Genomic DNA, 14,680 nt, shown 5'->3' on the forward strand with positions numbered 1-14,680 from the left:
CACCGGGGGATATCGTCCCGCCTGTCGAACCATGCGTGCGCCCGTCCTCTTGCTAGCCCTGCTTTCCTCCGCATCCGCGGAGGAGAAGCACTGGGCCTATGCGCCGCCGGTGAGGGCAGAGGTGGCAGGGCATCCGGTCGATGCATTGCTCGCCCGGGCGTGGGAGAAGTCCAAGCTGAAGCCGGCCTCGCAGGCAGCTCCGCGGCAGTGGCTTGAGCGGGCAGCTTTCACGCTCACCGGGTTACCGCCGGCGGACGAGCAGTTGCGGCGGATCGAGGCGACGCCTGACGATGCCACTTGGAAGGCTCTGATCGATGAGTTGCTGGCGAGCCCGGCTTACGGCGAGCGCTGGGCGCGGCACTGGATGGACGTGGCGCGGTATGCCGATACCCGGGGCTACAATTTCGACCAGGACAATCGCTACCCCTTCGCCTACACCTATCGGAATTGGCTGATCAAAGCCGTCAACGACGATCTGCCTTATGATCGCTTCGTGAAGTTGCAGATCGCAGCGGACCATCTGACGGGCCGGCCGGACCATCCCGACTTGGCGGCGCTTGGTTTCCTCACGGTGGGATTGCGCGGTGGCCAGGTGGAGACCGTCGATGACCGCGTCGATGTGGTTACCCGAGGATTTCTTTCCAGCACCGTCTCGTGCGCCCGTTGCCACGATCACAAGACGGATCCGATCACGATGCGGGACTACTACTCGCTCTACTCGATCTTCGATCACACCGAGGAGCCGGATGACAAGCCGGTGATTGGCAAGGCGGAGGACGAGGCGGCGTTCCAAGGCTATCAGGCGGAGGAGGCGAAGTTGCAGGAGAAGGATCGCGAGGTGAGGCAGCAGCTCGTCGATCATGTGCGCTCGAAGGAGGCGCTACCGAACTATCTGGAACTCGCATGGCGGGCTCGGAAGGAGAACTGGAATCATGGCAAGGCGACCAGCGAAGGCTTCAAGCGGGGCCGGCTTCGGCCAAACGCGCTGATGCGTTGGAAGGATTTCCTCGGCGAGAATGCCGGTGGAGAACGGCTGAAGCGCTGGCTCTCGGAGATGGATGCCGCGGCCGATGACAATACGCGCAAGTCCCTCTGCGAAGTGCTTGCCGGCGAATGGCTCGCGGCAGGTGAAGGGAGCGAACTCGCTCAGCTTTCTGCGAAAGGTGGCTGCCCGCTGAACTACGGCGTGGATCGTATTTCGGAGTTCATGGACGTGGAGGATGGCAACCAGCGCCGCGCCCGCGTCGGGGCCATGGCCAAGCTGATGACCGAGCATCCGGGCTCGCCGCCGCGCGCGATGAATCTCTGGGACAAGAAGCAGTGGGGGCAGGCGGTGATTTTCGAGCGTGGCAACCCGGCGAACCGCGGGGAGAAATTCGACCGCCAGTGGCTGTCGTTTCTGGGAGGTGGCGCTTATGCCGAGGGCAAGAGCCCGCGCCTGTCATTGGCGGAGAAAATCACCGATCCCGCGAATCCGTTGACCGCACGGGTGATCGTCAATCGGGTGTGGGCCTGGCACTTTGGTGCGCCGCTGGCGGAGCCGGGAGACTTCGGTCCTCAGACGCCTAGGCCGGAATTGTTAGAGCTGCTCGATACGCTGGCGGTGAACTTTCAGGAGAAGGGGCAATCGTTGAAGAACCTGCACCGGCTGCTGCTCACGTCGAAGGCCTTCCGACTCTCGGCCGAAGGTGCTGCAGAGAACGATCCGATCGATCAGGCCAACACCAAGTTCTGGAAATGGAGCCGTCGTCGTCTGGACTTCGAAACGATGCGCGACCGCGTGCTGGCGACCAGCGGGGCGCTCGACACGAGCCGCACCGGCGGGCGTTCGGTGAATCTGGATAGCGCTCCGTCGGACGCGCGGCGAAGCATCTATGCATTCGTCGATCGCTATGCCTTGCCCGGCACCTTCGTTTCATTCGACCTGCCGCATCCCGATCACCATAGTCCGAAGCGGGTCGAAACGACAGTGCCACAGCAGGCGCTGTATTTCCTCAATGGCCCGCTGATCATCCGCCAGGCGGAGAAACTGGCGGGCGACGCGGCCTTCAAGGCGCTTCCCGATGATCAGGCGAAAGTGAAGTGGATCTATCAGAAGTTGTTCCGCCGGAACCCGTCGGAGGAGGAGATCCGTGGAGTGCAGGACTGGATCGCCAGCCTGGATCCCGCCGATTACGCGCCGAAGCTCGGCGGCTATTGGGAGGTCCGCCATGCCCCCGACACGGGTGCGCCGAGTGATGACCTGAGTACTTTCCCGATGTTTGCCGACAACGTTTGGAAGACTGCTGCCGACGTTTCGCAAGCGCCGATCCGTTGGCTGAACGTGGGTGCCGGTGGCGGCCATGCCTCGGTGCATCACACGATGGTGCTCCGTTGGCGCGCGACGGGTGCAGGTCAGGTCAAGATGACCGGTCACCTGAAGCGCACGCAGAAGGGCGGTGACATCCTCGCGTGGCGGATCGATGGAAAGGGCAAGGCGCTTGCCGAAGCGAAGCTCTCGCCGGAGGCGTCGATCGACATCGCGGGCACGTGGATCGACGTGAAACCCGGAGATACGATGGATTTCGTACTTCGCGCGCCGGACGGCGACAGCTGTGGGAACGTGAACTGGACGCTCCGCATCGAAGGCCGCGAAAGCGAATCGAAGCCGGTGACCGAAGTCGGGGATTTCAGCCGGCAGTTTCCCAAGTCCAATGATCCTGCGACCGGTGCCCAGCCCGCGAGTCCGTGGGCGGATCTGGTGCAGATGCTCTGGGCCTCGAATGAGTTCCACTTTGTCGATTGAATGGCTGAAAGAGTTTCACATCTTCCTCGCGTGGCTGGAGCGTCTCGCTCCAGTCGGTTGAAGAGGCGGGGCGAGACGCCCCTCCAACGGACTGGGGCAAGATGCCCCAGCTACAGTTAGATCCCCATGTCCCATCACCGCCTCACTGCTTCAGACATCTTGCTCGACCGCCGCGATTTCTTGCAGCGGTGCGGGATGGGCTTCGGCGCGATGGCGCTTGGCGGTCTGGTGAACGCGAATGATGCCCCGGTGCCGCACTTCGCCCCGAAGGCGAAGCGGGTGATCCATCTTTTCATGAACGGCGGGCCGTCGCAGGTGGATACCTTCGACCCGAAGCCGAAGCTGCAGGAGTTCCACGGCAAGTCGATGCCGCTCGATGGCCTGAAGACCGAGCGGCCGACGGGCGCTGCGCTGCGCTCGCCGTTTTCCTTCAAGAAATACGGTCAGAGCGGTCTCGAGGTGAGCGAGCTCTTTGAGCACACCGCGAAGCATGCCGACGATCTGTGTGTGGTCCGCTCGATGACGGCGGACGTGCCCAATCATGAGCCGTCGCTGATGCTCATGAATTGCGGCGACGGGCGCTTGCCGCGTCCATCGATGGGTTCGTGGATCAGCTATGGCCTGGGCAGCGAGAACGAGAACTTGCCGGCCTATGTCGCGCTGTGTCCCGGCGGGATGCCGATCAAGCGTGCGGAGAATTGGCGCTCCGCTTTCCTCCCGGGGAACTTCCAAGGCACCTACCTCGACAGCTCGATCGAAGAGGTGGACCGGATGATCGAGAACCTCAAGAATCCATCGGCTCGCGATGGCCGTCAGGCGCGGCAGCTCGATTTCCTGCGAAAGATCAACGACCGGCACCTCGTCTCGCACGGCCACGACCCGCAGCTCGAGGCGCGCATCCGGAGCTTCGAGCTCGCGTATCGCATGCAGAGCGAGGCGACGGATGCCTTCGACGTGACCAAGGAGCCGCAGCACGTCCGCGATATGTATGGCCCCGGCTCCTTCGCGCGGCAGTGCCTGATGGCGCGCCGTCTGGTCGAGCGCGGTGTGCGTTTCATCCAGCTCTGGCACGGCAATGGCCAGCCATGGGACAGCCACGACGATATCGAGGATCACCGCCGTCTCGCGAAGGAGTGCGACCAGGGGATCGGCGCGCTGTTGGCCGATCTCAAGATGCGCGGCCTGCTTGAGGAAACGTTGGTCCTGTGGGGCGGGGAATTCGGCCGCACGCCCGCGGTCGAGCTGCCGCAAGCTGGGTCTAACAAAGGCGTGATGAAAGGCCGCGACCATAACCACTACGGCTTCACCGTGTGGATGGCCGGCGGCGGCGTGAAGGGCGGCCACATCCACGGCGCGACCGATGAGTTCGGCTACAAGGCAGTGGACAAGCCGGTGCACGTCCACGACCTGCACGCGACCATGCTGCATTTGTTAGGCTTCGATCACGAGGAACTCACCTATCGCTACTCCGGCAGGGATTTCCGGCTGACGGATGTGCACGGGAAAGTGGTGCAGGATCTTCTTGCGTAAACCCGTTGCGGCGGGACGGTGACAATGGATTGCCCGGAGCTTCGGAAAGCGCTGGAATCCTGCCTGCCATGAAATCGTTCGCTGCCGCCGGCATCACTCTCCTCGCCTCTTGCCAGGATCAGGCTCCACCGCCGCCGATGACGACACCGGTGCCCGCTGCGACGCCTGCTGCGATCCCGGCCAAGCCGACGACGCCTCCGGTGAAGGCGGGCAAGCTGACCTCGATCGATCTGCCGACCTTGTTTCCGCGCCAGCAGGCGGGGACGGTGTTGCTTTACGATGCCCGCCCCGGCTTCGTCGCCGGCTTCGGAAAAATCCCCGGCGCGATCTCGTGGTCGCGTCACGATTTCGACGCCCGCCTTTCCCAAGGTGAGGCCGAGATCCGCGCGGCGAAAGCCGCAGGCAAGCCGGTGGTGATCTACTGCACCGATGCGGCCTGCCCGGACGCCCGTGCGGTGGCGGAGAAGCTGGTCGCCCGAGGTCACGACATCGCGATCCTCGACGGTGGGTTCGCGGCGTGGAAAGAGGCCGGCTTGCCGACGGAGTGAGATCTTGAAATGCGTGGAGAAATTGCCGTGTATGGTAGAACTCCGATGCCAACGTCCTCGCGTTCCTTGCTCATTGCCCTCGGCTGCGTGGCGGCCGCGACCTTCGCGTTCATGACCCAGAGCCCCGCGGAGCCTGCCAAGGCGGAAGCGGCTGCGAAAAAGAAGATCGTCTTCGTCGCTGGCAAGCCGAGCCACGCGGCCGGCGAGCACGAGCACCGCGCGGGTTGCATGCTGCTGGCCGAGGACCTGAACCAAAGCGGCCTGCCGGTCGAGGCGGTGGTTGTCACCAACGGTTGGCCGCAGGATGAGTCGGTCTTCGACGGTGCGGCGGCAGTGGTGTTCTACGCCGACGGTGGTGAAGGACATCCCGCCATCAAGCACCTGCCGAAGCTTCGCGAGATCGCCGGCACGGGTGCGGGCATCGGCTGCATTCACTACGCCGTGGAGATCACGAAGGGCGAACCGGGGAATGCCTTCCTCGATCTGATCGGCGGCTATTTCGAGGGCGGCTGGTCGGTGAATCCGCATTGGGATGCGTCATTCAAGCCGGCCAAGCACGAGATCAGCCGCGGCATCGGCGACTTCAAGATCCGCGATGAGTGGTACTACCACATGCGCTTCCGTGAGAAGATGGAGGGTGTCACGCCGATCCTGAGTGATCTGCCGGGGCCGGAGACCTTGTCACGGCCGGATGGATTTCATTCGGGGAATCCTGAGGTGCGCAAAGCCGTGTTGGAGCGCAAGGAGCCGCAGCATGTGATGTGGGCGTTCGAGCGCGAGGCGTCCGCAGGGAAGGGCCGGGCATTCGGCTTCACTGGCGGTCATTTCCACAAAAACTGGCAGCACGATGATCACCGTGGGATTGTGCTGAATGCGATCGCTTGGATCGCGAAGGTGGAGGTTCCGGAGAAAGGGGTGCCGAGCAAGACGCCAACGGACGAGGAGATGAAGGCGAACTTGGATAAGAAGTGAAGTAAGGGGTGTCGACGTTCCGTCGACACGGGTGGACGGAACGTCCACCGTCCTTAAACTCGCTGCGCTCGTGGGCTTTGCCAGAGAGTGAATGTGTCTTCGGGCAGCTTTGCTTTTGTGGGGTTGTTGCGGATGTAACGGACGGCGTTTGCGAAGTGGTCTGCGTCCCGGATGAGGGTGTCGCGGTAGTTGCGTTGCCAGATGTGGCCCTTCCCAATCCGGCTCGCTGATTTCGATTTCCATGCTTGGATCAGCTTCTCCAGAGGAACGCGTGGCACGCATAGCAAGTGCACATGATTCGGCATGATTACCCAAGCTTGGTGTTCATAGCGTTCGCCTTGGAATTTCATGAGCACGTCGGCGAGGATGGACCTCGCGGCAGATTCCCGTAGAAGGCATGAGCCCGCTCCACGATCCAGCCAACGCTCTAGCCTCCATGTGAATTCCTTATGATACTCGGCCTCCGTGGCGGCGTTCCAAGGTCTGGGATGGTGGGTGAGCCAGACTTTTCGCTGGGCGAGCCAAAGCTGGACCTTTTCCTTCGGCAGGGCGTCGCCAAGCCGGAAGGTGATGAATTGCATCACTTCTCCCTGCTGCCAATGGGGTAGTAGGTCGCCGTGTTTTTTGACGATGCCCTCAGGATTGAAGAACTCCGGTGCCACCATGGAGTTATACGGGGCGTGCACAGTCTGTCCACGCCGTGTCGACGGAACGTCGACACCCCTTAATGAAACGCCGGCGGCGTTTAATGATACTCCTGAATGCTCTTCACCGTCAGTTCCTGTTCCTTCAGCGAGCGGATCGCTTTCACGGACGCGCGGGCTGCGGCCATGTTGGTGCAGTAGGAGATCTTGTTGGCGACGGCACCGCTGCGGATCTTCACCTCGTCCTCACGTGCGGCGTGGCCGCTCGGTGTGTTGATGATGAAGTGGATGTCCCGATTCTTCATCATGTCGATGACGTGGGGGCGACGGCCTTCGCTGAGCTTGTAGAGGCGGTGGCAGGGGATGCTATCCGCTTGCAGGCGGTCGCAGGTCCCGCCGGTGGCGTAGATCTCGAAGCCGAGTTCAATGAGTTCGCGGGCGACTTCCATCGCGGCCGGCTTGTCGCGGTCGGAGACGGAGAGGAAGACATTGCCCTTCGTCGGCAGCGGGTTGAAGGAACTCATCTGCGCCTTGGCGTAGGCCATGCCCCAGTCGGCGTCGATGCCCATGACCTCACCGGTCGAGCGCATCTCGGGGCCGAGCACGATGTCGATGCCCGGGAAGCGATTCCACGGGAAGACGGCTTCCTTCACGGAGAAGTGGGTCGGGATCACCGTCTCGGTGAAGCCGAGCTCGGCGAGCGTCTTGCCGACCATGATCTGCGCGGCGTACTTCGCCAGCGGCACGCCGGTGGCCTTGCTGACGAAGGGAACGGTGCGCGAGGCGCGAGGATTGACCTCGATGACGTAGAGCTGCTCGTCCTTCACGGCGAACTGGATGTTCATCAGTCCCTTCACCTCCAGCTCGCGGGCGAGCTCCTTGGCAGCGCGGGTGATCTCGTCCTTGATCTCGTCGGTCAGCGAGTGGGCGGGGATGCAGCAGGCGGAGTCACCGGAGTGAATGCCGGCTTGCTCGATGTGCTCCATGATCGCACCTACGACAGCCGTAGTACCATCGGAAATGCAGTCCACGTCCACTTCGGTGGCGGCTTCGAGGAAGCGGTCGACGAGCACCGGACGGTCGGGCGAGACATCCACGGCCTCGCGCATGTATTTCCGCAGCTCGCTCTCTTCATAGACGATCATCATCGCGCGGCCGCCGAGGACGAAGGAAGGCCGGACCAGCACCGGGTAGCCGATGCGTTCGGCGATGACCGCTGCCTCGTCTTCCGAGACGGCGGTGCCGGCTTCCGCTTGCTTCAGGCCGATTTTGTCGAGCAGTGCGGAGAAGTGCTTGCGGTCCTCGGCCAGCTCGATGCTTTCCGGCGAGGTGCCGATGATCGGCACGCCGTGGCGCTTGAGGTCGGCGGCGAGGTTGAGCGGGGTCTGGCCGCCGAACTGGACGATCACACCGTCCGGCTTTTCCTGGTCGCAGATGTTGAGGACGTCCTCAAGGGTGAGTGGTTCGAAGAAGAGCTTGTCCGACGTATCGTAGTCGGTCGAGACGGTCTCGGGGTTCGAGTTCACCATGATGGTCTCGTAGCCAAGTTCCTTCAGGGCGAAGGCGGCGTGGACGCAGCAGTAGTCGAACTCGATGCCCTGACCGATTCTGTTAGGACCGCCACCGAGGATGATGATCTTCTTCTTGTCGCTGTCGCGGGCTTCGTTTTCGTCGCCGTAGGTGGAGTAGAAGTAAGGCGTGTAGGCTTCGAACTCCGCGGCGCAGGTATCGACGAGGCGGTAGGTCGGGATGATGCCGCGGGCCTTGCGCTCGGCGCGGATGGTGTCCTCCGTCGGGACGTCGACCACGGCTCCCTCGGGCTCTGCGCGCGGTGGCGCACCGGCGGGCTGGTCCTTCTCGCCGTGGATCGAGGCATCATGGATCGCCGGCGAATGCGCGCGGGCCATGGCGATCTGGCGGTCGGAGAAGCCGAGGCGCTTGGCGTCCTTCAGGTCGAGCGTGGCGAGGTTCTTGCCCTCGTCCGCGATCTCCTTGAGGTGATGGAGGAACCATGGATCGATGGCGGTCGTTTCGAAGACCTCATCGATGGTCCAGCCATTGAGGAAAGCGGTCTGCAGCCAGAAGATGCGCTCGGCATTCGGCACGGCGAGCTTGGTCTCGATCTCCTCGCGGGTCGCACCGTGGATGTCCTTCTTGTCGAAGCCGAAGCCCCAGCGACCGGTCTCGAGCGAGCGCAGCGCCTTCTGCATCGACTCCTTGAAGGTGCGGCCGATCGACATGGCCTCGCCGACCGACTTCATGGAAGTGGTCAGGACCTGGTTCGCGGTCGGGAACTTTTCGAAGGTGAAGCGCGGGACCTTGGTGACCACATAGTCGATGGTCGGCTCGAAGGAGGCCGGGGTCTCGCGGGTGATGTCGTTCGGCAGTTCGCCGAGCGTGTAGCCCACGGCGAGCTTGGCGGCGATCTTGGCAATCGGGAAGCCGGTGGCCTTCGAGGCGAGCGCGGACGAACGCGACACGCGCGGGTTCATCTCGATCACGATCATGCGTCCGGTCTTCGGGTCGATGGCGAACTGGATGTTCGAGCCGCCGGTCTCGACGCCGATCTCGCGGATGACTGCGAAGGACGCGTCGCGCATGATCTGGTACTCGCGGTCGGTCAGCGTCTGGATCGGCGCGACGGTGATCGAGTCACCGGTGTGGACGCCCATCGGGTCGATGTTCTCGATCGAGCAGATGACCACGCAGTTGTCGGCCTGGTCGCGCATGACCTCCATTTCGAATTCCTTCCAGCCGAGAAGGGATTCATCGATGAGGACTTCGGAGACGGGGGAAAGGTCGAGGCCGCGGTGGATGATTTCCTCGTACTCCTCGCGGTTGTAGGCGATGCCGCCGCCCTGTCCGCCGAGGGTGAAGGCGGGACGGATGATGAGCGGGAAGGTTCCGATCTCCTCCGCCACTTTGCGCGCTTCCTCGATCGTGTGGGCGATGCCGGAGCGAGGCATGTCGAGGCCGATCCGGATCATGGCCTCCTTGAAAAGCTGGCGGTCCTCGCCCATGTCGATCGCTTCCGGCTTCGCGCCGATCATCCGGACGTTGTGCTTTTCCAGCACGCCGGACTTGTGAAGGGACATGGAGGTATTAAGCGCCGTCTGGCCGCCGAGGGTGGGCAGCAGCGCGTCTGGCTTTTCGCGGATGATGATCTTTTCCACCACCTCCGGCGTGATGGGCTCGATGTAGGTCCGGTGGGCGAACTCCGGATCGGTCATGATCGTGGCCGGATTGGAGTTCACGAGCACGACCTCGTAGCCTTCCTCGCGCAGCGCCTTGCAGGCCTGGACCCCGGAATAGTCGAACTCGCAGCCTTGGCCGATAACGATGGGACCGGAACCGATGACGAGGATTTTGCGGATCGAGGTGTCTTTGGGCATGGCGGGACAGGAGTTAGGCGCGTGGGGGGTAAATTTCGCGGTGTTTCGCAGGCCCCGCCCCGGATGTAAAGGGTTGGATTGGCGTGATTTCGCCAGCCGCCCTTCCGCGCCCTAAAGCCTCCTCCGATCAGGCCTTCGCCTCGATCATTTTCCGCCGGTAGGCCTCATCGAGGCGGCCGTCGATCTTGGCGGCGTCTTCCTCAGCGAGGAAATTCGGGCCGCCCGTGGCGAAGGCGCCGAGAAGGACGCGCGCCCACTTGTCGAGCATCAGCATGATATTCAGCACTTCCTTGCTGCTCGACCCGAGGGCGACCGGGCCGTGGTTTTCCATCAGGATCACCTTCGGCGGCTTGCCGTGCTGAGCGCGGAACTTGGCCAGGCCGTCACGGACCGCCCGGGCGAGGTCGAGGCCGGGATTGATGTAGGGAATGGTCAGCACATGGCGGCCGCAGACGACGATGGCGTCCGGGCAGACGTGGCGGTGGAAGGGCTGCGCGCCGTGCTTGCTGGCGAGGATGGCCAGCACCGAGGTGGTGTGGGTGTGGCCGGTCCATTTCACGCCGGGCTCGCGGAGGCAGAGCGAGTGGAGAAAGGTCTCCACCGAGGGCTTCTTGCACGCGGGATCGGCGAGGCAGGCGACCAGGCCGTCCTCGATTTCCTGCTCGGTGACGCTTTCGTTGGCGAGCAAGGTGTCCACCTTCTCATGGGAGACCCGCGACAGGCCATCGGGGGTCAGCGTGCCAAGGGAGGTGCCGGACGCCTTCACCAGAAAGGTCCCGTCGCCGAGATCATGGGAGGTGTTGCCTTCGCCGAGGATGGCGAGCTGGCGGTCTTCGCGACCGAGTTCGCGGGACAGTTGGACGAGTTCTTCGGCAGGGGTCATGAAAATGGATCAACGCGGAAGCTTGTCATGCATCGCATCGCGGAAGCGCGACGGCGGGACGCGGTGGACGGATTTGAAAACGCGGGAGAAGTGGAAGGGGTCCGGGAAGCCGCAGGCGGCGGCGACTTCCTTCACCGAGCTGCCGCCTTCCAGCAGCAGCGAGGCTGCGTGCTGCATCCGCAGACGGGTGAGGAACTGGTAGGGGCTCTCATCGTGGAAGCGCGAGAACAGCCGGCACAGGTAGGGCGCGTCGAGGTCGCAGGACTTGGCGACGGCTTCCAGGGTGCCGAGTTCCAGATAGTTCTGCTCGATGCAATGCTTCACCCGGCTGAAGGTGGCGAAGGCGCGGGTTTCCGTGCTGCCGGCATCGACCGCGTCCTCGCGGCACATCAGCAGGAGCTGCTGGATGATCGCGGTGCAAATCGGGCGCGAGTACTTCGAGTTCCGGGAGCCGCGGTCGATCAGCGTGTCGAAGGCCCGGCGGATCGGCTCGGATTTCAGGCAGTGCGAGACCACGCCCATCTTGAGGTCGTGGCGCTCGAGGAACTCCGCCGCTGCCGGTCCCCAGAAGCCGACGAAGTACTTCAGCAGCAGCTTGTCGGGATCGGTCTTGATGTGGTGCTCGACTCCCGGGCCGTAGAGGAAGAAGTCGCCGGACCGCAGAGGCGTCTCGACGCCGTTGAGCACGACTTTCCCTTTGCCTCCATGGACGAACTCTATGACGAACCACGGGAAATCCACGCGGTCGATGCGGTATTCCGGGCGGCAGCGTTCGAAGCCGCCGCATTTCACCTCGAAATCGCCGGGCTCGGGTTCGTCGTAGAAAAAGACCCGCGACGACTCGACCTGCCTCGACATGAAGGTCGCGGGGTTCACATTGGGATCGACCGGGCTCACGAACGCGTTTGTGTGCTAGAGGAGGATTGGGATGGAAGCAAAAAAATCCATTGATGGAAAGAATGCTCCATTGTTGGCCGAGTTGAAGATACCATTTCCTGACAAGGATCTCCATTTCCTTCGTGACAAGCTGGACCGCTCCTCGCAGCGTCCGGCCCATGACTTTGACGCCCTTTCCCAAGGTGGGCATTCGTCCGACGATCGACGGCCGTCTCGGCGGCGTGCGCGAATCGCTGGAAGAGCGCACCATGCAGCAGGCCCGTGCAGTAGCCGATTTGATCGCGAAGGAACTGCGCTATCCCGATGGCTCGCCGGTCGAGTGCGTGATCTCGGACACCTGCATCGGCGGGGTGAAGGAAGCCGCGGCCTGCGCTGACAAATTCAAGCGCGAGAATGCCGGCGTCTCCCTGACCGTGACGCCGTGCTGGTGCTATGGCTCGGAGACCATGGACATGGACCCGCACGTGCCGAAGGCGGTGTGGGGCTTCAATGGCACCGAGCGCCCCGGCGCGGTCTATCTCGCCGCTGTGCTCGCCGGCCACACGCAGAAGGGGCTGCCGGCCTTCGGCATCTATGGCCAGGACGTCCAAGCCGCGACCGACACCGAAATCCCGGCGGACGTGAAGGACAAGCTCCTCAACTTCGTCCGCTGCGGCCTCGCCGTCGCGATCATGCGCGGCAAGTCCTACCTTTCCATGGGCGGCACCTCGATGGGCATCGCCGGCTCGGTCGTGGATCCCGCCATGTGGGAAAAGTGGCTCGGCATGCGGGTTGAGGCGATCGACATGAGCGAGTTCGCCGGTCGCATGCGCAAGGGCTGGTACGACCAGGCGGAGTACGAAAAGGCACTCGCCTGGGTGAAAACGAATTGCCCCGAGGGCAAGGATTACAACTCACCCACCACCACCCGCAGCCGCGAGCAGATCGACAGCGAGTGGGAGGACAGCGTGAAGATGGCGCTGATCGCCCGCGACCTGATGACCGGCAACCCGCGGCTTGCCGAAAAGGGCCTTGGTGAACAGGCGCAGGGCCACAATGCCATCGCCGCCGGCTTCCAAGGCCAGCGCCAATGGACCGACCACTTCCCGAACGGCGACTTCCTCGAGGCGATCCTCAACTCGTCCTTCGACTGGAACGGCAAGCGCGCGCCCTACATCGTGGCCACCGAGAACGACGCCCTCAATGGCGCCGGGATGCTCTTCGGCCACCTGCTGACCCACACCGCGCAGATTTTCGCCGACCTTCGCACTTACTGGAGTTCCGCTGCCATCGAAAAGGCCAGTGGCAAGAGCTTCACCCATCCGCTGGTGGGGGATGGCATCCTCCACCTGATCAATTCCGGCCCGGCTGCGCTCGACGGCACTGGCGAGCAGGAAATCGACGGCGTGCCCGCGATGAAGCCGTTCTGGGACATCACCGACGCCGAGGTCGAGAATTGCCTCAAGGCCACCACCTGGCACCCGTCCATCACGGAATACTTCCCCGGCGGCGGTCTCAGCACCCGCTACCGCACCCGCGGCGGGATGCCGGCCACGATGATCCGCCTGAACCTCGTCGATGGCCTCGGCCCCGCGCTGCAAATCGCGGAAGGCCACACGATCGACCTGCCGGACGACGTGCACGACGCGCTCGACCAGCGCACCAATCCAACGTGGCCGACCACTTGGTTCGCGCCGATTCTCAATGGCCAAGGGCCCTTCCGCAGCGCCTACGAGGTGATGAATCACTGGGGTGCGAACCATTGCGTGATGAGCCACGGCCACATCGGCCACCTCTATCTCACGCTCGCCTCGATGCTGCGCATCCCGGTGTACATGCACAATGTCAGCGAGGAGCGCGTCTTCCGCCCGAGCGCCTGGCGCGCCTTTGGCACGGCCGATCTGGAGGGTGCCGATTTCCGCGCCTGCGCCACCTACGGCCCGCTCTACGGGAAAGTCTAACCGCCAATTTCCGCGGAAAGCACGGCCAAGCGTGACTTTCCGCGGCCAATCCCTCAGGTATTTTCAGCATTCAACCCAAGATGAAACCGACCTCGATCTTCGCTCTCGCCGCTGCCGTGCTGCTCGCCGGCTGCAACAAGTCGTCCACGCCCGGACAGCTCCGCATTGCCGTCATCCCGAAAGGCACCACCCATATCTACTGGAAGTCGGTCGAAGCCGGTGCCAAGAAGGCCGCCGACGAACTCGGCGTGAAGATGACGTTCGTCGGCCCGCAGAAGGAGGACGACCGCTCGCAGCAGATCGACCTGGTGAAGAACCAGGCGTTGCAGAACGACGCGATCGTGCTCGCCCCTCTCGATGCGGTGGCCTTGCGCGATGTGACCAAGGAAGTCGCCGGGAAGAAGCCGGTGGTGATCATCGACTCGTCCTTGGCTGACAGCGATGGCTTCATCGCCAGCTACGTCGCCACCGATAACCGCGAGGGCGGTCGCATCGCCGCGCGCGCGCTCGCCGAAAGCATCGGCAGTAAGGGCAAGGTCGCCGTGCTCCGTTACGCCCAGGGCAGCGCCTCCACCGAGCAACGCGAGGAAGGCTTCCTGGAAGAGATCAAGAAGTTCCCTGACATCCAGGTGGCCAGCTCGGAGCAATACGCTGGCGCCACCGCCAGCCAGGCGCAGGACACCGCGACCAATCTGATCACCCGCCTCGCCGAGGGCGGCGGGCTTTCGGTCCAGGGCATCTTTTGCAGCAACCAGACCAGCACCTACGGCATGCTCCAGGCGCTGCGTGGCAAGAACCTCGCCGGCAAGGTGAAGTTCGTCGGCTTCGACTGCGATGCCACGTTCATCGATGCGCTCAAGAAGGGCGAGATGCAGGGCAGCGTGCTGCAGGATCCGCTCAACATGGGCTACATGGGGGTGAAGACTGCCGTCGCCAAGCTGAAGGGTGAAACGGTCCAGCCTGTCGTCGACACCGGCGCGACGCTGATCACGCCGGCGAATCTCGCGGATCCGAAGATCGACGCGTTGATCAAGACGCAGCTTCCTTGAGAAGTTGAAAGTGGAGGGTTGAGAGTTGAGAGCGAAAGCT

The 14,680-nt window shown here is 63.3% G+C and carries 10 protein-coding genes; 6 read left to right on the plus strand and 4 right to left on the minus strand.

Features of this window, described 5'->3' with window-relative positions; all coding sequences use genetic code 11:
* Positions 1 to 31: 31 nt before the first annotated feature.
* From OKA05_RS26180 to OKA05_RS26195, 4 genes are all read left to right on the plus strand, one after another.
* Entirely contained in the window at positions 32 to 2,785 is a 2,754-nt protein-coding gene (locus tag OKA05_RS26180) for a DUF1549 and DUF1553 domain-containing protein (RefSeq protein WP_264490177.1), read from the plus strand.
* Positions 2,786 to 2,911: 126 nt separating this feature from the next.
* Positions 2,912 to 4,315: a DUF1501 domain-containing protein gene (locus OKA05_RS26185; protein WP_264490178.1), complete on the plus strand. Its 1,404-nt coding sequence runs from the start codon at positions 2,912 to 2,914 to the stop codon at positions 4,313 to 4,315.
* 68 nt (positions 4,316 to 4,383) lie between these two features.
* Entirely contained in the window at positions 4,384 to 4,863 is a 480-nt protein-coding gene (locus OKA05_RS26190; protein WP_264490179.1) for a rhodanese-like domain-containing protein, read from the plus strand.
* A gap of 45 nt (positions 4,864 to 4,908) precedes the next feature.
* Positions 4,909 to 5,835: a ThuA domain-containing protein gene (locus tag OKA05_RS26195; protein ID WP_264490180.1), complete on the plus strand. Its 927-nt coding sequence runs from the start codon at positions 4,909 to 4,911 to the stop codon at positions 5,833 to 5,835.
* A gap of 53 nt (positions 5,836 to 5,888) precedes the next feature.
* On the opposite strand, the gene OKA05_RS26200 is transcribed toward OKA05_RS26195, so the two are convergent.
* The 4 genes from OKA05_RS26200 to OKA05_RS26215 all read right to left on the minus strand — a co-directional run bounded on the left by OKA05_RS26200 (position 5,889) and on the right by OKA05_RS26215 (position 11,651).
* Positions 5,889 to 6,500 carry a transposase gene (locus OKA05_RS26200; RefSeq protein WP_264490181.1) on the minus strand — a complete coding sequence of 204 codons (612 nt, stop codon included), beginning with the start codon at positions 6,498 to 6,500 and terminating at the stop codon, positions 5,889 to 5,891.
* A gap of 80 nt (positions 6,501 to 6,580) precedes the next feature.
* On the minus strand, positions 6,581 to 9,871 hold the full coding sequence (gene carB, locus OKA05_RS26205; protein ID WP_264490182.1) for a carbamoyl-phosphate synthase large subunit: 3,291 nt from the start codon (positions 9,869 to 9,871) through the stop codon (positions 6,581 to 6,583).
* Positions 9,872 to 9,998: 127 nt separating this feature from the next.
* Positions 9,999 to 10,754 (minus strand): class II aldolase/adducin family protein, encoded by a 756-nt coding sequence (locus OKA05_RS26210; RefSeq protein WP_264490183.1) that lies wholly within the window; start codon positions 10,752 to 10,754, stop codon positions 9,999 to 10,001.
* Between the two features lie 9 nt (positions 10,755 to 10,763).
* Positions 10,764 to 11,651 carry a helix-turn-helix transcriptional regulator gene (locus OKA05_RS26215; RefSeq protein ID WP_264490184.1) on the minus strand — a complete coding sequence of 296 codons (888 nt, stop codon included), beginning with the start codon at positions 11,649 to 11,651 and terminating at the stop codon, positions 10,764 to 10,766.
* 158 nt (positions 11,652 to 11,809) lie between these two features.
* Here OKA05_RS26215 and OKA05_RS26220 point away from each other — a divergent pair, with 158 nt between their 5' ends.
* Positions 11,810 to 13,591, plus strand: coding sequence for an L-fucose isomerase (locus OKA05_RS26220; protein WP_264490185.1), 1,782 nt, complete (start codon positions 11,810 to 11,812; stop codon positions 13,589 to 13,591).
* A gap of 80 nt (positions 13,592 to 13,671) precedes the next feature.
* Entirely contained in the window at positions 13,672 to 14,640 is a 969-nt protein-coding gene (locus tag OKA05_RS26225) for an ABC transporter substrate-binding protein (protein ID WP_264490186.1), read from the plus strand.
* Positions 14,641 to 14,680 lie beyond the last annotated feature (40 nt).

This window comes from Luteolibacter arcticus (assembly GCF_025950235.1).
In the GTDB taxonomy this organism is placed as follows: domain Bacteria; phylum Verrucomicrobiota; class Verrucomicrobiia; order Verrucomicrobiales; family Akkermansiaceae; genus Haloferula; species Haloferula arctica.

Coding starts and splice junctions, on each gene's coding strand:
- OKA05_RS26220 (WP_264490185.1), top strand. CDS start 11,810: ATGACTTTGACGCCCTTTCCCAAGGTGGGCATTCGTCCGACGATCGAC.
- OKA05_RS26195 (WP_264490180.1), top strand. CDS start 4,909: ATGCCAACGTCCTCGCGTTCCTTGCTCATTGCCCTCGGCTGCGTGGCG.
- OKA05_RS26200 (WP_264490181.1), bottom strand. CDS start 6,500: ATGGTGGCACCGGAGTTCTTCAATCCTGAGGGCATCGTCAAAAAACAC.
- carB (WP_264490182.1), bottom strand. CDS start 9,871: ATGCCCAAAGACACCTCGATCCGCAAAATCCTCGTCATCGGTTCCGGT.
- OKA05_RS26185 (WP_264490178.1), top strand. CDS start 2,912: ATGTCCCATCACCGCCTCACTGCTTCAGACATCTTGCTCGACCGCCGC.
- OKA05_RS26190 (WP_264490179.1), top strand. CDS start 4,384: ATGAAATCGTTCGCTGCCGCCGGCATCACTCTCCTCGCCTCTTGCCAG.
- OKA05_RS26225 (WP_264490186.1), top strand. CDS start 13,672: ATGAAACCGACCTCGATCTTCGCTCTCGCCGCTGCCGTGCTGCTCGCC.
- OKA05_RS26180 (WP_264490177.1), top strand. CDS start 32: ATGCGTGCGCCCGTCCTCTTGCTAGCCCTGCTTTCCTCCGCATCCGCG.
- OKA05_RS26210 (WP_264490183.1), bottom strand. CDS start 10,754: ATGACCCCTGCCGAAGAACTCGTCCAACTGTCCCGCGAACTCGGTCGC.